Annotated in this window: 24 protein-coding genes and 2 pseudogenes; 18 read left to right on the top strand and 8 right to left on the bottom strand. The window is 33.7% G+C overall.

All coding sequences use genetic code 11. The annotated features are described in order from the left end of the window. The first annotated feature begins 135 nt into the window (after window positions 1-135). The 4 genes from ACIQZI_RS13050 to ACIQZI_RS13065 all read left to right on the top strand — a co-directional run bounded on the left by ACIQZI_RS13050 (window position 136) and on the right by ACIQZI_RS13065 (window position 3,877). The gene (locus tag ACIQZI_RS13050) at window positions 136-687 is read left to right on the top strand and encodes a cysteine hydrolase family protein (RefSeq protein ID WP_062180438.1); all 552 of its coding nucleotides are present in this window, start codon (window positions 136-138) and stop codon (window positions 685-687) included. Between the two features lie 185 nt (window positions 688-872). Further along, entirely contained in the window at window positions 873-2,345 is a 1,473-nt protein-coding gene (locus tag ACIQZI_RS13055) for a nicotinate phosphoribosyltransferase (RefSeq protein ID WP_062180435.1), read from the top strand. 25 nt (window positions 2,346-2,370) lie between these two features. Further along, window positions 2,371-3,201: an ammonia-dependent NAD(+) synthetase gene (gene nadE, locus ACIQZI_RS13060; protein WP_403073627.1), complete on the top strand. Its 831-nt coding sequence runs from the start codon at window positions 2,371-2,373 to the stop codon at window positions 3,199-3,201. Between the two features lie 433 nt (window positions 3,202-3,634). Next, a complete protein-coding gene (locus ACIQZI_RS13065) occupies window positions 3,635-3,877 on the top strand; it encodes a hypothetical protein (protein ID WP_062180429.1) in 243 nt (80 codons plus the stop codon). A gap of 203 nt (window positions 3,878-4,080) precedes the next feature. Here the strand turns inward: ACIQZI_RS13065 and ACIQZI_RS13070 are convergent, their stop codons facing one another. The 3 genes from ACIQZI_RS13070 to ACIQZI_RS13080 form a co-directional block, all read right to left on the bottom strand. Further along, window positions 4,081-4,263: a hypothetical protein gene (locus tag ACIQZI_RS13070; RefSeq protein ID WP_062180427.1), complete on the bottom strand. Its 183-nt coding sequence runs from the start codon at window positions 4,261-4,263 to the stop codon at window positions 4,081-4,083. 130 nt (window positions 4,264-4,393) lie between these two features. Next, on the bottom strand, window positions 4,394-4,585 hold the full coding sequence (locus ACIQZI_RS13075; RefSeq protein ID WP_062180425.1) for a hypothetical protein: 192 nt from the start codon (window positions 4,583-4,585) through the stop codon (window positions 4,394-4,396). 30 nt (window positions 4,586-4,615) lie between these two features. Beyond that, a complete protein-coding gene (locus ACIQZI_RS13080) occupies window positions 4,616-4,870 on the bottom strand; it encodes a hypothetical protein (RefSeq protein WP_062180423.1) in 255 nt (84 codons plus the stop codon). Window positions 4,871-5,271: 401 nt separating this feature from the next. Between ACIQZI_RS13080 and ACIQZI_RS13085 the strand changes: the two genes are divergently transcribed. From ACIQZI_RS13085 to ACIQZI_RS13100, 4 genes are all read left to right on the top strand, one after another. Next, window positions 5,272-5,427, top strand: coding sequence for a hypothetical protein (locus ACIQZI_RS13085; RefSeq protein WP_157279521.1), 156 nt, complete (start codon window positions 5,272-5,274; stop codon window positions 5,425-5,427). Between the two features lie 256 nt (window positions 5,428-5,683). After that, window positions 5,684-5,875, top strand: a complete 192-nt coding sequence (locus ACIQZI_RS13090) for a DUF4083 family protein (RefSeq protein WP_062180421.1) — start codon at window positions 5,684-5,686, stop codon at window positions 5,873-5,875. Window positions 5,876-5,933: 58 nt separating this feature from the next. After that, window positions 5,934-6,158: a hypothetical protein gene (locus ACIQZI_RS13095; RefSeq protein ID WP_403073631.1), complete on the top strand. Its 225-nt coding sequence runs from the start codon at window positions 5,934-5,936 to the stop codon at window positions 6,156-6,158. A 940-nt stretch (window positions 6,159-7,098) separates the two neighbouring features. Beyond that, window positions 7,099-7,533 (top strand): hypothetical protein, encoded by a 435-nt coding sequence (locus tag ACIQZI_RS13100; protein WP_403073633.1) that lies wholly within the window; start codon window positions 7,099-7,101, stop codon window positions 7,531-7,533. Window positions 7,534-8,504: 971 nt separating this feature from the next. Here ACIQZI_RS13100 and ACIQZI_RS13105 read toward each other — a convergent pair. Next, window positions 8,505-8,624 carry a terminase gpP N-terminus-related DNA-binding protein gene (locus tag ACIQZI_RS13105; RefSeq protein WP_403073635.1) on the bottom strand — a complete coding sequence of 40 codons (120 nt, stop codon included), beginning with the start codon at window positions 8,622-8,624 and terminating at the stop codon, window positions 8,505-8,507. A 209-nt stretch (window positions 8,625-8,833) separates the two neighbouring features. Beyond that, on the bottom strand, window positions 8,834-9,151 hold the full coding sequence (locus ACIQZI_RS13110) for a CBS domain-containing protein (RefSeq protein WP_062180407.1): 318 nt from the start codon (window positions 9,149-9,151) through the stop codon (window positions 8,834-8,836). Window positions 9,152-9,666: 515 nt separating this feature from the next. Between ACIQZI_RS13110 and ACIQZI_RS13115 the strand changes: the two genes are divergently transcribed. From ACIQZI_RS13115 to ACIQZI_RS13125, 3 genes are all read left to right on the top strand, one after another. Continuing rightward, entirely contained in the window at window positions 9,667-10,077 is a 411-nt protein-coding gene (locus ACIQZI_RS13115) for an N-acetylmuramoyl-L-alanine amidase family protein (protein ID WP_483878418.1), read from the top strand. Between the two features lie 494 nt (window positions 10,078-10,571). After that, complete coding sequence (locus ACIQZI_RS13120) at window positions 10,572-10,814, top strand: hypothetical protein (protein WP_403073637.1); 243 nt, start codon at window positions 10,572-10,574, stop codon at window positions 10,812-10,814. 59 nt (window positions 10,815-10,873) lie between these two features. Next, window positions 10,874-11,071, top strand: a complete 198-nt coding sequence (locus ACIQZI_RS13125) for a DUF4017 family protein (RefSeq protein ID WP_403073639.1) — start codon at window positions 10,874-10,876, stop codon at window positions 11,069-11,071. 420 nt (window positions 11,072-11,491) lie between these two features. Here the strand turns inward: ACIQZI_RS13125 and ACIQZI_RS13130 are convergent, their stop codons facing one another. After that, complete coding sequence (locus ACIQZI_RS13130; protein ID WP_403073641.1) at window positions 11,492-11,749, bottom strand: hypothetical protein; 258 nt, start codon at window positions 11,747-11,749, stop codon at window positions 11,492-11,494. Window positions 11,750-11,767: 18 nt separating this feature from the next. On the opposite strand from ACIQZI_RS13130, the gene ACIQZI_RS13135 reads away from it, so the two are divergent. Continuing rightward, the gene (locus ACIQZI_RS13135; RefSeq protein ID WP_403073643.1) at window positions 11,768-12,148 is read left to right on the top strand and encodes a hypothetical protein; all 381 of its coding nucleotides are present in this window, start codon (window positions 11,768-11,770) and stop codon (window positions 12,146-12,148) included. Beyond that, window positions 12,145-12,345 (top strand): hypothetical protein, encoded by a 201-nt coding sequence (locus ACIQZI_RS13140; protein WP_062180390.1) that lies wholly within the window; start codon window positions 12,145-12,147, stop codon window positions 12,343-12,345. Before ACIQZI_RS13135 ends, ACIQZI_RS13140 begins: the two co-directional genes overlap by 4 nt. 466 nt (window positions 12,346-12,811) lie before the next feature. Here ACIQZI_RS13140 and ACIQZI_RS13145 read toward each other — a convergent pair. Further along, window positions 12,812-12,982 (bottom strand): annotated as a pseudogene (locus tag ACIQZI_RS13145) (tyrosine-type recombinase/integrase); the annotation flags it as partial. Between the two features lie 122 nt (window positions 12,983-13,104). On the opposite strand from ACIQZI_RS13145, the gene ACIQZI_RS13150 reads away from it, so the two are divergent. From ACIQZI_RS13150 to ACIQZI_RS13160, 3 genes and pseudogenes are all read left to right on the top strand, one after another. Then, complete coding sequence (locus ACIQZI_RS13150) at window positions 13,105-13,272, top strand: hypothetical protein (RefSeq protein WP_403073645.1); 168 nt, start codon at window positions 13,105-13,107, stop codon at window positions 13,270-13,272. Continuing rightward, window positions 13,265-13,390: a hypothetical protein gene (locus ACIQZI_RS13155; RefSeq protein WP_403073647.1), complete on the top strand. Its 126-nt coding sequence runs from the start codon at window positions 13,265-13,267 to the stop codon at window positions 13,388-13,390. Before ACIQZI_RS13150 ends, ACIQZI_RS13155 begins: the two co-directional genes overlap by 8 nt. Window positions 13,391-13,600: 210 nt before the next feature. Beyond that, window positions 13,601-13,810 (top strand): annotated as a pseudogene (locus tag ACIQZI_RS13160) (hemoblobin-interacting domain-containing protein); the annotation flags it as partial. Window positions 13,811-14,069: 259 nt separating this feature from the next. On the opposite strand, the gene ACIQZI_RS13165 reads toward ACIQZI_RS13160, so the two are convergent. After that, on the bottom strand, window positions 14,070-14,960 hold the full coding sequence (locus tag ACIQZI_RS13165) for a PdaC/SigV domain-containing protein (protein ID WP_062180387.1): 891 nt from the start codon (window positions 14,958-14,960) through the stop codon (window positions 14,070-14,072). A 169-nt stretch (window positions 14,961-15,129) separates the two neighbouring features. On the opposite strand from ACIQZI_RS13165, the gene ACIQZI_RS13170 reads away from it, so the two are divergent. Continuing rightward, on the top strand, window positions 15,130-15,261 hold the full coding sequence (locus ACIQZI_RS13170) for a hypothetical protein (RefSeq protein WP_403073652.1): 132 nt from the start codon (window positions 15,130-15,132) through the stop codon (window positions 15,259-15,261). A gap of 523 nt (window positions 15,262-15,784) precedes the next feature. Continuing rightward, window positions 15,785-16,513, top strand: a complete 729-nt coding sequence (locus tag ACIQZI_RS13175) for an SH3 domain-containing protein (protein ID WP_403073654.1) — start codon at window positions 15,785-15,787, stop codon at window positions 16,511-16,513.

Raw genomic sequence — 16,513 nt, forward strand, 5'->3', positions numbered from 1 at the left:
ATATTTCCAAACTACCAATCATCCAATTTTCGATTACTGACGCCTTATAAAAGGCATGAAAGCAGGTAAAGTTATTGAAAAACAAGTGTAAGGAGTATAGTATAATAATAATTATGTATTTTAGGGAGTGAGGGAATGGGGAAAAAAGCCTTAATTAATATTGATTATACAAATGACTTTGTCGCAGATAACGGTGCTTTAACTTGTGGTAAGCCTGGTCAAGAATTGGAAAGAAGAATTGGAGATATTACGAAAGAGTTTATTAATCAGGGTGATGAGGTCTTTTTTGCCATTGATATCCATGAAAAAGATGACCAATATCATCCAGAAACGAATCTATTTCCACCGCACAATATTAGAGGTACAATGGGAAGGGATTTGTTCGGTTCTTTACAAAATATATATGAAGCGAATAAGAATAAAGCAAATGTTCATTATATGGATAAAACGAGGTATTCGGCATTTTCCGGAACAGACCTCAGTATCAAATTACGAGAACGCGGTATAACCGATGTGTACCTTGTAGGTGTTTGTACAGATATTTGCGTGCTTCATACAGCTGTAGATGCATATAATCAAGGATTTACAATCTCGATCTATCAAGATGCAGTAGCATCATTTGATCAGGCTGGGCACGAATGGGCTTTACGCCACTTTAAAAACTCACTAGGAGCAAATTTGCTCTAAATAAAAATAAATAGGAATAGAAAACCTACCCACATCTTATTTGAGGATAAGCCTGTGGGAATTTTGACGATATGGATGATGATATAATTCGTCAAAGAATGTTGGTTGTTCTTAAAAAAGGGGGATTTTCTCCGTCATTGCAGGGGATAGTACATTTTAATACTGCTGTGCGGGAGGATGTTTTTATGGGGAATACATATATGGATGATAGCTATGCACTTCATACAGATCTATACCAAATCAATATGACACAAACCTATTGGGAAGACAATATTCACAATAAAATGGCCGTGTTTGAAGTTTACTTTCGAAAGCTACCTTTTAACAGTGGCTACGCAATCTTTGCAGGTCTTGAGAAAGTCGTTCATTATATTGAGAATTTTCGTTTCTCCCACTCTGATATAGAGTATTTACGAGAGCAAATTGGATATGCAGAGGACTATCTTGCTTATTTGGAAAGCATGAGGTTTACGGGTCAGATTCGATGTATGAAGGAAGGTGAGCTTGTATTTGCTAATGAGCCGATTTTACGTGTGGAGGCTCCGCTTGGGCAAGCGCAAATCATTGAAACTGCCATTCTTAATATTATAAATTATCAAACGCTTGTTGCTACTAAGGCCTCACGGATTAAGCAAGTGATTGGCGAAGAATCAGCGATGGAATTCGGCACAAGACGGGCTCAAGAAATGGATGCTGCTTTATGGGGAGCAAGAGCTTCTTATTTAGCTGGCTTTGATTCAACAAGCAATGTGCGAGCAGGAAAGGTGTTTGGTATCCCTGTTTCAGGAACACATGCTCATTCCATGATCCAGGCATACAAGGATGAATATACCGCCTTTTATAAATATGCCACATCACATAAAGACTGTGTATTTTTAGTTGATACCTATGATACCCTCCGTTCAGGCATCCCTAATGCAATTAAGGTTGCCGATGAACTTGGTGATCGGATTAACTTTATAGGTATTCGTTTAGACAGCGGGGACTTAGCATATTTATCAAAAGAAGCACGAAAAATGCTCGATGAAGCAGGATATCCTAATGTGAAAATTGTTGCTTCTAATGATTTGGACGAATACACAATTATTAACTTGAAGCAACAAGGAGCAAAAATAGACATCTGGGGTATAGGAACAAAGCTTATTACTGCTTTTGACCAACCAGCTTTAGGAGCCGTATATAAGATGGTTTCGATTGAAGGCGAAAGTGGGAATATGATCGATACGATTAAAATTTCCTCGAATCCAGAAAAAGTTTCAACACCGGGTTTGAAACGTGTCTACCGAATTATCAATTCAATAAACTTACATTCTGAAGGCGATTATATCGCTATGGAAAACGAGAATCCTCAAGCAGAGGAGAAATTAAAGCTGTTTCATCCCGTTCACACATTTTTAAGCAAGTTCGTCACCGATTTCAATGCAGTTGATTTGCATGAAGATATTTTTATCAGTGGTCAACTTGTCTATGAACTGCCTCATATTGAACAAATAAGAGAATTCTCAAAAGCGAATTTATCTGTTCTATGGCCTGAATATTTGCGTGCACTTAATCCTGAGGAATACCCTGTTGATTTAAGTCAAGCCTGCTGGGACAATAAGATGAAGAACATTCAAGAAGCGACAACTAAAGTAAAAGAAATGCTATGGACTAGATAAACTGGGAAGAGAGGTTTAGGAGACTATGCGTCCTTTACAGAAAGAAATTGTAAAAAAATTATTAGTACAGCCTACGATTGACCCGAAAGAAGAATTTAGAAACAGTGTCGATTTGCTCAAAAATTATCTTGAAAAATATTCATTTCTAAAAAGTCTTGTACTAGGCATATCGGGTGGTCAAGACTCCACTTTATGTGGGTATATTGCTCAAACTGCAGTGAATGAATTGAATGACGAATCAGGTAAGGAGGAGTATCAATTTGTCGCTGTCAGCCTGCCATATGGCGTTCAAGTAGACGAAGATGACCGTCAATTGGCATTGCAATTTATTCAGCCGAGTAAGACGGTAACGGTCAATATTAAAGTTGCCGTTGATGCTTCAGTTAAAGCAGTAGAAGACGGTACAGGCGAGAAGCTGAATAATTTCTTAAAAGGAAACGTTAAAGCACGTGAAAGAATGAAAGTTCAATACGATTTGGCCGGAATTTATAGCGGTGTTGTATTGGGTACTGATCATGCAGCGGAAGCAGTAACAGGATTCTATACAAAGCACGGAGATGGAGCAGCAGACTTAGTCCCCCTTTATCGTTTGAATAAGAGACAAGGGAGAGAAATTCTAAAATATCTGAATGCTCCAGAACGTTTATATGTAAAAATCCCAACAGCAGATTTGGAAGATGACAAACCGCAAATTCCTGATGAAGTGGCTTTAGGGGTTACCTATGATGATATTGATGATTACCTTGAAGGCAAGGAAATCAAAGAAGATGCGGCTGAAAAAATCGAAGGCTGGTATAAGAAAACAGAACATAAACGGAACCATGCGATAACGGTTTATGATACGTGGTGGAAATAAGAAACAAGAAAATTTGCTCTTGCAACGGCAGGAGCAAATTTTTTTGTTTTTTTTACATAGTTAATCATATTTGAGCTAGTTATCTATTAAGTGTTTTCTGGATGGTGTCTACCTGGTGAACTTTGGGGATTCTTCTTTACTTGAAAGTAGAGATATTTTTCTGAATTATTAAAAATCTCATTAATTATCTCAGATCTAGCAATGTGTGGCCCGTATTACACATACAAGATTATCACAATGATTTCATACAACTTCTGATGTCGCCACTCGAATAACACCATATATGAAATTCAATCAGTAGTGTAACCTTACCCTCCCACTTTAAATAAATTATGTGAAAAACGCCTTTTTTAGCGGAACATGACAAATGAATGAGCCAAGCTGTCCGAATTAGCATTAACTATATTAATCATTTAGAAAAGAGGTGAATTATATGTCTGCTAGTATTATTAGACGCCCGGATGTAGTAACTATACTTTGGCAAAGAAATCTGTTAACACCTTTCACACCTACAATTGTAGAGGCTACAGTGATTGGAAGCGCGAAGCCCTGCAATTTAAATGCTGGTCAATCTCTCATTACAGCATCAATTTGTTTATTGTCTAATCGATTTGTATTAGTATCGAACATAGACTTAGGTGTATTCGGAATTTCTGAATTTGTCCGTCTATTCTAATATGTAAATAGGGGACAAGTTATTTTAGAGTGTACGAATCTAAAATAACTTGTCTATTTATATAAACAGAAAAACCAATTAAATTATGGCAAATATAACTGAATCTAAAGAAGGAGAGGAGAATTCTATGATTTCAAAAGATGAAGGCAGTATAGCAGAAGATTTTAAAAAGTTTAATTAACTGCCTACAAATCAAGATTCATTTAATTTAAAGCAATAAATTTTTTTCTCAATTCTTCTTCAGAGACTACGATCTTACCACTCATATCTTCAGATTGCAGTACATAGCTTTTCACGCCAATGAATTCTGATTCGGAAATTACAAAGAATTTAGTACCTTTTTTGTACATATTGCGATAATTTTCAATTAATTTAAACAACTTCACATTTATCACCCTAAATTAAGCGAGAACCTGTTCTATTAACTTGCTTGATGTGGTTAATTGTTTTTATGATAACTTAAACATACGTCTTACAGTGTTGCATGCAAGAATATACTTTAATCATTCAAATCGTTTAAATGAAATCATTAATATTCTCATTTACCCAGACATATATAGTATCTCGAACTTCTGCATCATTTTCCCCAAGTTGTTCAGCAAGTAATTTAATTTCAGATGGAAGATTTTTCAACACTTCATCAATTTGTTGTTCTGATGGACCAGTACCCAGTACATCAACAAAACACTCATGGATTATATCTCTCATTTTATTAGTCTCCTTTAATTAATCTTTTTACTAAAAGCCCCATGCCTTTATTTCTAATCGTTTTGTCGGGAGTTTTATTATAATGTATTTCCTATGCTCTTTCTCTTTAAGATATGAGGGTAAATATCTCTCTACATTATGATTGTTAGCATAGCAAACTGTCTCTAATAAACCGTTCCCCTTATGTTGCTCACGATCAGTCTTATACTCTTGCTCTGTGGATTCTGTGAAGTCTTGTTCATTTAAATACTCGTGAACTTGTTCATCCGTAAGCGAATAGTACATTTTGTCACCTTCCTTAAATACTATTATAGATCCTCTCATAGTTCAACTTATTCAAGCAATATTTATTGACTACATATACATATGGTATTCTAATAATTATCAAGTAAGAAGAAGAGCATATGATTACCTAAAAAGGGAAAGAAGTCGCCTATTGAAAAAGTTAGAAAATAAAAGGTAATAATTATCTATTGTCGAAAGTATAGTTGGGGTGTTAAAAAAAGAAAACGTTGAAATATTGTAACGTTTTGTGCGAGGTGTAATTATTACGAAATACTACAAGAAGGAAGACTTTATAAGCACTCTGTAACAAGGGGAATATTGGAATTCAACTTATGCGGTTATCATTTAACTAGAATATGTTTTAGACTCGGAATACATATCTACTTTTTAGGGGTGATACTATGAACGAATATAATGTTACGGTTAAGAATGGTAGTACGATCATTTTATCAGACGTAATTGAAGCTGAAGATGAAAGAGATGTCCTTGGGGCACTATTAATAAACAGCGAATTATTCAAGCAACCATTTACAGATATTAGAATTTTAGAACGTTAATTTGTTACCGACAAGCTCATCTGCTAGAATCAACCTCACTAACCATACGAGTAGGTGGTATTATGTGCGGACGCTTTACTTTGTTCACTGACATAGAAGAAATGATGCTGATATAAGTAGTGTTAACTTTGAAAACTTAGAGAAATATTTAGCTATGACAAGAGCTGATATTTAAACATCCTTTTTTTCAATCCACACAGACTCCTTCGAATAATGTATAATGATGGTATATTTTACATATAGGAGGATGCAATTAATGAATGGTTTCTTTGGCCTTTTTGCAATAATACCTATTTTAATTTATCTAGGTCTTCTTGTTTTAAGTGTTTATTTTATTGTTAAGGTGATAAAGTTTATGAATGCTAAGACTAGATTAGATGAACAGAAAAATGAAAAGCTTGATGAACTGATTAGGGCTATTGAAAAATGTAATAAAAATGATGTTTAGAACTTCATAGATCGAAACAGACAATTTAGTGCCAATCTAACTTAAGGAGCACAACATCATGTCATTTACAGAACTATTCTTATTATCGGACATATGGAATATTGCAGGTCCATTAATCATAACTGCAATATCAATACTTGTTACTGGTATAGTCTCAATTATTATACTTAAAAGCATTCCGAAAGGGCTTTTAAAAGAGGTTATACGAATTTTCTTAATGGTTGCTATAGTGGGTATCACGTTAGGTACACTGTACATATCAGCAGAAGTTTGGGGATCATAAAAGTAATAAATTTATATAAGATTAAGAAAGATGACTTACAAATTAGGGGAAAGGGGGCTATGAAACGTTCTTTACATGAAGCTACCGCACGAAAAGGACGTAAGATCAAAAATGTTATCAGTAAGCGAAATGAAAAGAACACCAAACAACTCAAGGGGTTGTTGTTTCATTACAGGGTTTACAGGGACAAGCGAGGCTTACGTCAAAACGATTGACGGGGAGTACATCACGATGCCGAATAAATCTTATCAACAAGTGAATGTAAGTTTAGTAGAGCGGTTATGTCGAAATAATAATTGGCAGTTTGTTCAAAACCTTTAGGCTAAAGCCTACAGAAATTCATCTCCCCCTTATCGTTGGGTTACGCCCTTCACACGATTGAAGAGGGAGACTTCTTCCGAGTACGTTAAAGTGTTATAAAACGGACGGTAGATTAGAAAATAAATTGATCGGAAGTTATTAAGGCAGTTAGCTGAAATAAGCTGAATGGATAGCGGAGAATGGAGAAACAGCGTACAGTAATACACAGAAAAAAATAAACCATAACAAGAAATATTATATAGAATAGCTCGTTAGAATACATAAATCACAACAGCTAGAGGGAAAAGAGATGAACTAATGTAAAGATGTTCAAGTGATGAATAGCTCTTTACAGGAATTACATCTCGAGTTCTAAAGTAAGCTATCATTCTTGGGTACATAACTTGCACATCGTTGGGCCATTCATTTTCAATATATAAGTTTTTAGATGAAAAGGTAAGCTGATATTAGCAAGATGATTGAAGACACACACTCATTAATTAGGGAAGCTTAAAAGAATGTAAGAGAAGTGATTGGGTTGAATGATGAAATGATTAAAATTATAGAGAGAAGTATTCAGGAAGATGATTTCTTTTACTGTTATAATATGAAAGAGTAATCAGTAAAGGAGAGTATAAGAATGAAAGAAACAATTCTCAAATTGGCAGAATTACTTAATAATATCCATGACTTTATTCAAATCTACGTTAGTAATCAGTTAAATCTAGGTTTAAATGATAAAGACTTACACTTCTGGGTTATGGGTATTATTGGGATTTTTGTGTTTATTTTTGTGCTAATTGTATCAAAATTTATATCCAAACTGCCTTTTGGGATTACAATACTATCATTTATATATAGTTTCACGTTTATGGTCGTTTTAGTTTTTGCAATTGAAATACAACAAGCACTTACAAAGAGAGGCAATATGGAATTTCAAGATGCTGTTGTGGGACTATGGGGATTCGTTGTATTTTTTATAGGTTTTGTGATAATTTCATCAATCTTCTTACTAATTAAAAGGTTATTAACTAGGTTTACTGATAAAGATTCTAATGGAAAAGTTCATCTTTAATATTTATTATGAGAAATTTAATTTGATTAGCATCCATTTTGGGTGCTTTTTATTTTTGTCTAAATTTGAAGGGAGAATGTTAAATAGTAATAGGTTAAGAAAGTAGACACAATTTTATTTGATTTTATCATCTACCATGCTTTTGCTTGGTGGTCTGTTGATTCAGTACAGAAGGTCTTCTGTACTGAATCAACAGGATACATATTGTGTCACCTTGAGTTAGCTATAACGTCTTTCAAAATCATTAGGTGATAGATCATCATTGGCGGAATGAAGGCGTTTGGCGTTATAAAAAATCTCGATTTACTCGTAAAGATCTTTCTTTACTTGTTCACGTGTTTTGTACTTGTATAAATAAATGAGTTCTTCTTCTAGTACACTGTGAAAAGACTCTATACAGGCATTGTCGTAACAGTTCCCATTTCGGCTGCCGGTAATTGTACGCTCGAGTAAGAGCCAATAGAGTCAATTCCTTTGCCATTTGTTTATCAGCTGCCCATCCAATAATTTTACGAGAATATAAATCCATGACACTCGCTAAATACACTCAGCCTTTAGAAGTAGGAATATATGTGATATCTGAAACCCAGACCGATTGCGGTTTATCTGCGTTAAACTGTTGATTTAGAATGTTTTGAGCGACTGGCATAGTATGTTTAGAATTTGTAGTCGCTTTATTCTTCTTACGAGTCTTGGATTGAATGTTTTTTTCTCCATAATTTATGCCACCTTTTTTGGGCTAACCTTCACACCTTGGTGTTGAAGATTTTTGACGTTTTGCACGCAGACTTACGGGACATCAAGCCACTTATAATAGCCGCATCGTGAAACACCCAGCACATTGCCCATCTTCTCCGCATGGTAACGGAAGCGATTCTCATAGATAAAGATGGTCTTTAGCGAAGTAGTGCATCCCCTTTTTTTAGATGACATATCCTCTTCAAGATCTCTTATTCGTTATTGGAAAGCTCTCATTTGTTGGCTTTCCGGCATGGAAGGTAGGCTTTCACTGATAAATCTTCTCCATATTTTCTTTTCCAGTTATGAATCGTATTTGCATTAAGATCTAAATCTCTGGCAGTTTGAGCCACTGTTTTGTTCCATCATCATCTGAACAATACTTCTTTTAAAATACTTATCAAATGTTTTTACTTGTCATTGTAGACACCCCATTATTCGTCCTTATTTTTATAATAAACTGTGTCTACTTTTGAGTCTAACATCACTTATCGGTTTTGCTACTAAATTAGAATAGTAACAAAACCAGTGAAAAAACTTCCAATTAGGGGTATTACAGTGCTTACACTCCCAATCGTTCTTCCAGATATAAAATTCTAAACTTTAATTCATAATTGCTATCTAAGATCCCTATAACAATCTGATTATCTTCAGTTAATGTGACATATCTGAAAATTTCACCACCTTCGATCATTAAGTTTGTATCTGGTGGTGTCTCCATTTTTGCAAAAACAGATTGTGTGTATTCAAGTGGAAGAATATCATCAATTCCTTCCACTGGTCTACCAAGCCACTTAAACATTATATCTTTCAGTGACATTTGCTCAATTATCGATAAATTCCCCTTAAATGTTAGTTTATCTACAGTTACTTCTTTCAACTTGATCACTCCTTAATAGTAGATAAAGTTTATACGTAAAGATCCTTAACAACAAGGGTATTCCAATGACAAAGGTTTTACATTTTGATTACTTTAAGGAATAAAGAACTGATTTAGTGTGTTTTAAATCGGAAACTATTAAGACTAATAGAAGTATTATGCAGAATCAGATGAAAAAGACAGGCTATACATATGAGGGTGTTAAGAAGTTAATGGAAGAATATAAGGCAAGTAAATAATTGAATTTCACAAAAGGTTTGATTATTGTCACTGACAAATTAGCTGAGTTAAAGAAAATACATAAAGACTTAATAGCTGAAATATCGAAAACGCAGGGCGAACAGGTCTTATCGTACCAGAGCAAGTAAAGGAGTGGTACAAGTTTTAAAAGGAAAAGGGAAGTGAGCTGTTCACACGGGTGGTTTTTTTAATTCATACAAATAAGAATATGAGGTGATAAAAATAAAATTGATCCAGGGCACGGTGGTAAAGATCCAGAAGGGGTAGCCAATGGTTTGCAAGAAAAAAACATTGTTCTGGATATCTCAAAGGAAATGAAAAAGTATCTTGATGATAACTATACAAATCATGAAACTATTCTCACGCGGGCTACAAATGTATTTATAGAACTATCTGAATGTGCTGCTATCGCCAATAAGGCTAATGCAGATGTTTTTATAAGCAATCATAATATGATAAGTAAAAGAATTGGGAGGGGAATTATGGCGAAAATACAAGGGGAAATTCATATAACTAAGGATTACATTTACGTTTTTGGAGATTTGACAAAGAAGTCAGTAAAAATTGAAAACCGCATGAACCATGAACATTTTTTAACTGGTGAGGCTTTTAGAAGGTATGACGAAGCGAATCTCATTACTTTGAGAGAGAAAAGGAAGCTGGAATATGGGGAAGTTGGAAAATAAGTATTAACAATAGCTATCTATATGGGGGTGGAGAAATGGAAATTCAATTTCTAAGTTATTAAATTTTATAGGAGTTATTACAATAATTTTAGGAATAGTTATCGGTTTCATTCTAGGTTATGAAGAAGGCTTATATGAACCGACGATGAAATGGTCAACAGTAATAATCTTCTCTATGTCAGGCGCGATATCAGGAATTATGTTTATTAGTTTTGCAGAAGTTATCAACTTGCTTAATAAATATCTATAGGTATTAATGGTTCGGGTATAGAAAGTGTTAAACCAATTCAAATAAATGATTCAGTAACAAAAACTAAATCTGAAAAATATGACAAGATTTTAGGGAATGGGAAATAGGAGTGAACTTATCAATTCGGAGCTGTGGTAATAATATCTTTCTTTTAATTACAAAAATATCTAGGAATATCTCTCCGTTTGCTACATACGTATAGAATGTGTACGGGATACTAAATTAGTTAAGGGGAGTAGCCACATTGAATCAAATCGTAATCAAAGAAAATATTAAATTCGCAAATAACTATTTGTCCAATCTTCATGAAGAAGGAGTTAATGATCCTAACAAATATATAAAATATCAGCAAATAGTGAAAATTAACTATCTCATTCAAAAATACAACTTGCAACCTAATCACAAAATTATCAATGAATACTATAGTGATGAAGGCAATCTAGTTAAGCGTGTAGAACACACAGTAGAAGAATACATTCACATATAAATTGAATAATGGCCAAATAAAATTTATATGTGAATGTATGGATGAAGGAGTAGAGTCTAATGAAATATATTGTTCCGCCATTATTAGCCTACTTACTTGTATGTATTATTGCTGTCTTATCCCCAGCTTCTGAAGGTTATAATGCAGTAGGTTGGAAATTGTTTGTTGGGCAACTTTATGCAATTCCAGTTTTAATCGTTGTTGCATTGATCACATTATACTTGAACAAAAAACGTTTAAAAAAGAAAAATGAATAAATAAGATGTGAATAGCCAATTAATGAGTATTATTGCATATTAACAAAGTTGATATTTCCGCCGTTATCGCTCACTAATCAGTGGGCTTTTTTTGTTTAATCTTCCAATCTATACAGCATTATAGAGTGATTCACAGCGGAGATAACCATCCAACTAAATATAAAGGCGATATAAAATAAACATTCAGGATCAGAAAAAAAGAAAGTTCAAATTTTAAGGGTATTAGCGTAAACCTTTAGTTTACGGTTTGTGTTTTTTTCATAAAATCACAATTTTATTGAAATAGGAAAGAGATCAATCTAGAAGAACTTCGTAGGAGACCTGAAATTCAAGTTCAAGAAGATGTAGAAAAAATCATAAAAAGCGCCCCATTAAGAGGCGTTTTTTTGTACACCTTATTTAATTAAAGCCCCCGTTAGTTTAGAAAGATTGATTATTTCTTAATTCATCATAATGTTTTTTTGGATTAGAGATATTGTTATTAATAAAAAACCTTGCCTGTTGTTTGAACATATCAATGTAAGAGTCTCTATCAATGCTTAAATTTCCCAATTTATCAACGACTCCTTGAACTTGTACAGTATCAGTTTTTAAATCAATCTGAGGAAATTCATGACGTACTCCTGTTGGTTTAAAAATCGTATATCCAATATTAGATTTATCTGTGTTATCATTCATTTTCCCCCTAATAAAATTTTGTATAAATACCTATCTAAAGAAGTCAAGGCTGATCAAAATGATTTACAATTCGCTTCGAGTTTAAGGTGGAGAGAGAAAATTACTGAAGATTGTGGTATTGACAATGAAGATATTGATTTTATTATTAAAAGGTTAGAAAGAACAGGTTTTATTAGTGAAATTACAGGAACATATTTTGATTATGCTGGAGGTGAAATTAAGATTACAAAATCAATTTTAAGATTCATGGAGTATATTAAAACAGATTCCTTAGTGAGCGAACTTCAACGTATGGTTATAATAAATAATTATCGAAGCATTCTACTTTGGGTGCTTTTTATTTGCAGGAATTTATCTCCTTTTTGCCGAAATAAGTACAATAGGGAGATGATGCTATGAGTTATAAAGTGAAATATATGTTATTTGACCGTGTTGGTGCTAGGTTAGTACCAAACAAACAGTATAACTATACCATCGTTAGTGTGAAATATACTGAAGATCAAAACGATATGTATACGAATGTAAAAGACGAATTGTCAAGAGTCATAGGACGCCCATCTACAGAATTTAAAGTACTAAGTTATAGTGAAGTTTAAGAGTATCCTTTCAGGGTACTTTTTTATTTGGATAATAGAGAACATTTGTTATTAGAACCAAGAGAATCTATAAAGGCTGTTTAAGGTATATAAAAAGAGATATAACTAGAGTCCTTTTAATAAATGGGATGATTTGTTTGGTTTGTGTATCAAAAACGGATGATTTTGACACATATTAAGGAGAAGACAAGGAAGAGGATACTCCAGAAAATATTCATCTGAACTCCTTTATGTTTGAACCTATTTTAGATATTTCAGACCATCATTTAAAGCAACTATACAAAGATGTCGTAAGATTACTTGAAGAAGTAGAAGGTACAGAGTCATTAAGGTAGGTCGCGTCGATTCTTAGAAGTTATAACCTAAAACAACACAAATTCATTTAAGCATGGATATTTTGAATTAATTCAATTTCAAGAAATGTTTGATTTATAGCGTAATACTAATTGTACAAGCATTCAGACAATTATTTAATGATCTCATCAAGTTTATCGCTTACTGAACGTTGCATGTCTGGGAGCACGTGGCTATATGTGTTAAGAGTCGTTTCGATATCTTTATGGCCGAGCCGATCTACTATAAGCTTCACATTTACATTTTGTTGTATCAATAAGCTCGCATGGGTGTGTCGTGTATCACACGCCTTATAAGCTGTCATATGTGCTCGCTAATCTGAGAATCACTTAGTCGAGGGTGATAGCTGATGGATTTAGAACATATTAGAGTCAACATGGAATTCCTACTGAGGAATTGGATAAAGTGGAAGAGTCAGTGGCATTGTCCGAGCTAGGAGAATCATTAGTCGCCACCTTTCAAAATGACAATCAGCTAGGCGATTTAGTTGCTTTATTGTTCGTGCAAGTGAATGATCTTGCCAACCTAGTTTTACAACAGCAAATGGAATTGGAGGCGCTAAAGAATGCTTAATTTATATCGTTACATGATTGATAATAACATGAAAAAACTTGAGGGAATTCCTAATCCATATAGACGGATGCTGGAGGAAGAAGGGTATACAGTCGAGGAAGCACCTACAGTAGAGTAAGGTGTATTTTTTATTGAAATAAGGAGTTCCATGAATACTATAGAACTATATATATTGGGGAAATAAGTTTTAGAGATCTATTGATGACGGATCGCCGTGTGCGATGAAAGTCGCCCGCACGGTGAAGGCCCTATCGAAAGCCGAGAGATAGAGAAGGTATAGGCCGGGGATAGTAAACCTGAATTAACTGAATTAAATGCCTTCGTTGGTGGTAAGCCTGTTTTCACTTTTACCGACAATCCGGATTGGAGAAACAAACTGCATACAATTAAATTGGTTGAAAATAGATATTCTGGTAATATTACAGATTTATTCGAAGTTACATCAGGGAAGTTAACATACACAGGACCAGGTTCATATGGTCCTTATATCTATCAATGGACGTTCTCAGCTACTAGTTATGAAGATGTTTTGTTGTAACTTTAGATTTAAGCGGTTCAATCGAAGCATTAAGTGTGACAAACAGCGATCTTTTGCAAAAAGATTAAATTTCTAAAAAGCATCCCGCACTCGGGGTGCTTTTTTCTTTAACATTAGGTGGAAACTGCGACATAGATTGAATCAGGGATTAGCATTTTGTTAGTCTTTTTTTGGTTGACTCCTCTTCGATATCCGACTGAATGAAATCACAGTTTTATAGAAAACAGACCTAACAATTATTGTTGGGTCTGTTTATGTTTCACTTATAAACGGTATATGGAATATTTACTTTAGGATGCCCATAGGCATATGCAGCTACCTCATACTCTTGGAAAACTAATCGCATTCCACCATCAGCATAGACAAACTGAGTATCTCTAGTAATATCGAAATCATTCAGAGAACCAATAAAAAAGTTTTCGTTACTGACCATTGTATTATAAGCATGTCTTTTAACTTTTAAATAGTTGTTTCTATTTTTTAGTACATCATGGATAACTATACGGTTTCCGGTACTAAGACTGAAGTTATAAGTAGTAGCAACTGTACTTCCGTGAGCACCGCCCATGTATCTGTAATCATACATGATAATGCTTAGAGTGTTGTTTTTATTGTAAGCAATTTCATACGAAGTCAGATACTCCCATTGGAATGCGAAGTCAGGATAAGTCCCATCATCTTCTAACTTCCACTCATCTAAATCTTCTAACATTAATTGTTTGTATTTTATTGAATTTTTAATGTGATTTCGAAGAGTATTATTAATCTTATCTTGAACTGACTTTGTCGATAATCCAGAAATTTGTGGATAAACTAATTCTTTATCTGCTTGAACTGTTGTTTTTCCTACTTTAGCTACAATTGTTTTAGCTGCGTCAAACTTTAGGGATTTAGTAGTAACATAGGCTTTTTTCTTGTTGTATTTAACTTCAGACCAACCTGACTTAGTTTTAGAAAAAATGGTGATATTGTCACCCTTTTTCAAGTATCCAACCACTTTATACTTTGTCCCTGCACCATTTCTAATTTCAAGTTTATTCACAGTAACCGTAGCTTTTGAAGTGGATGCAGCTTCTGAATTAGTAGTAAATGAGATGAGTAAAGTAAATGCAATAACTAAAGCAAATGATATCTTCAATATTTTCTTCATTTTACTTCCTCCTTATTTTGATTTGCCATATCAGTATAAAGGAAAATAAATGAAACTTAAAGGATAATTTTAGGTAATTTTTTATGAGGGGAGTAATACAATTAATTTATATTGATGAATTATACCAGTCCATTCAGGGCTTATTTTGTGTTTTAAGGAGGTGGGATTTTTGATAACAATAAGAGATGCACAAGGCCATATTGAACCTATAAGTGACTATCAAGATTTAGAAATAATTGAAGAAGTTAACGATGATTTTTCTTTAACTATAGCAGTATTAAACAGTCCTCTGTTTCATTGACGATTTTAATTTTTAGCAACTCTAAAGTACCGCCTTCTACTATGCCTTTTTGTCCAGCTTCAGTAAAAACAATTTTACCAGTTGCAGTTTACTCAGGTTTATTACTAACTTCTTTTTGTTCTGCCTGTTTTGGTCAGCACTTCCTTGCTTTTCAACGGCGCCACACGTAGCTAAAAACAGAGTTGAACTAGTAATAATGAACTAAAAAATAATTGCTTCAAGATAGTGACCCCCTAATTTTTTTATTAAAGGAAATAATACTATGTAAAAGTAAATTTTAACAGACAATTGGTCTGTTTTTGTGAAACAAGCCATGCAGAAGAAGCGTTTGAAGGGATGTTAGGTAGGAGAATAGAACGCCTATAAACGTCTCTAATGGCGATAAAATGGAATTTAAAAGTAATGGGAATGGAGCGTTGAGCGTTGAGTATTAGGATTTGAAAGAGTATTTAGTTTGAAATATTTGTTTTATTAACTATTTATATCCTATGATGGTATAATTTTACTGAAAAGGAGGGGTATTATGTTAAGCAAGTTAAGTAAGTATGTATTGGCAATACTGATAGGCGTATCAGCACTATTATCTTTTAGTTCGTTAAGTGTTAAAGCAGAATCACCGACAAAAACAGCATATGTGAATATTTCCAAAGGAACTCTCGCTGCTAGAAGTGGAGCTGGTGAGAAATTCAAGACCATTGGCTCTTTTAAAAAGGGTGCTAAAATTCAAGTCTATTCTCAAACTAAGAATGGTTGGACTGAAACACGTTATAATCAGAAACAAGCTTTTGTAGCCACGAAGTATATTAAAGTCAAGAATCCAACAGTGTCATATATGATGGATAAAACAAAAATTTATACTTATAATTCTAAAGGAAAATCATATACACATGTGTACACAGGTAAATATTCAGGTGACTGGGATGTATGGAAGGTAAATAGAGATAATATCTATTTAGTGTTTGAAAATGACAAAGGATTATATACTGGTTATCCGGAATCAGAGTATTATATTGATTTAACCTACCCTATTAAAATAAGAGGATCATGGTATCAGGGATACGAAGACGAGGGAAAGACTCGTTATACATCTACAAATAAATCAGTATCAACTGCTGCTGGAGTCTTCAAAAATTGCATAGAGATAAAAAGTGACAATGGATATGTTTCTTATTATGCAAAAAACGTTGGGTTAGTAAAAACTAAATTCAACGGAAATACAGTATCAGAACTAACTAGTTTAAAAAAGAAATAA

The sequence above is a fragment of the Peribacillus sp. NPDC096379 genome, from assembly GCF_044762875.1.
Lineage (GTDB): Bacteria > Bacillota > Bacilli > Bacillales > DSM-1321 > Peribacillus.

Excerpts from the sequence above, each read along its gene's own strand:
- ACIQZI_RS13050 (WP_062180438.1), top strand. The coding sequence starts at position 136 with ATGGGGAAAAAAGCCTTAATTAATATTGATTATACAAATGACTTTGTC.
- ACIQZI_RS13055 (WP_062180435.1), top strand. The coding sequence starts at position 873 with ATGGGGAATACATATATGGATGATAGCTATGCACTTCATACAGATCTA.
- nadE (WP_403073627.1), top strand. The coding sequence starts at position 2,371 with ATGCGTCCTTTACAGAAAGAAATTGTAAAAAAATTATTAGTACAGCCT.
- ACIQZI_RS13065 (WP_062180429.1), top strand. The coding sequence starts at position 3,635 with ATGTCTGCTAGTATTATTAGACGCCCGGATGTAGTAACTATACTTTGG.
- ACIQZI_RS13075 (WP_062180425.1), bottom strand. The coding sequence starts at position 4,585 with ATGAGAGATATAATCCATGAGTGTTTTGTTGATGTACTGGGTACTGGT.
- ACIQZI_RS13080 (WP_062180423.1), bottom strand. The coding sequence starts at position 4,870 with ATGTACTATTCGCTTACGGATGAACAAGTTCACGAGTATTTAAATGAA.
- ACIQZI_RS13085 (WP_157279521.1), top strand. The coding sequence starts at position 5,272 with ATGAACGAATATAATGTTACGGTTAAGAATGGTAGTACGATCATTTTA.
- ACIQZI_RS13090 (WP_062180421.1), top strand. The coding sequence starts at position 5,684 with ATGAATGGTTTCTTTGGCCTTTTTGCAATAATACCTATTTTAATTTAT.
- ACIQZI_RS13095 (WP_403073631.1), top strand. The coding sequence starts at position 5,934 with ATGTCATTTACAGAACTATTCTTATTATCGGACATATGGAATATTGCA.
- ACIQZI_RS13100 (WP_403073633.1), top strand. The coding sequence starts at position 7,099 with ATGAAAGAAACAATTCTCAAATTGGCAGAATTACTTAATAATATCCAT.
- ACIQZI_RS13125 (WP_403073639.1), top strand. The coding sequence starts at position 10,874 with ATGAAATATATTGTTCCGCCATTATTAGCCTACTTACTTGTATGTATT.
- ACIQZI_RS13130 (WP_403073641.1), bottom strand. The coding sequence starts at position 11,749 with ATGAATGATAACACAGATAAATCTAATATTGGATATACGATTTTTAAA.
- ACIQZI_RS13140 (WP_062180390.1), top strand. The coding sequence starts at position 12,145 with ATGAGTTATAAAGTGAAATATATGTTATTTGACCGTGTTGGTGCTAGG.
- ACIQZI_RS13155 (WP_403073647.1), top strand. The coding sequence starts at position 13,265 with ATGCTTAATTTATATCGTTACATGATTGATAATAACATGAAAAAACTT.
- ACIQZI_RS13165 (WP_062180387.1), bottom strand. The coding sequence starts at position 14,960 with ATGAAGAAAATATTGAAGATATCATTTGCTTTAGTTATTGCATTTACT.
- ACIQZI_RS13175 (WP_403073654.1), top strand. The coding sequence starts at position 15,785 with ATGTTAAGCAAGTTAAGTAAGTATGTATTGGCAATACTGATAGGCGTA.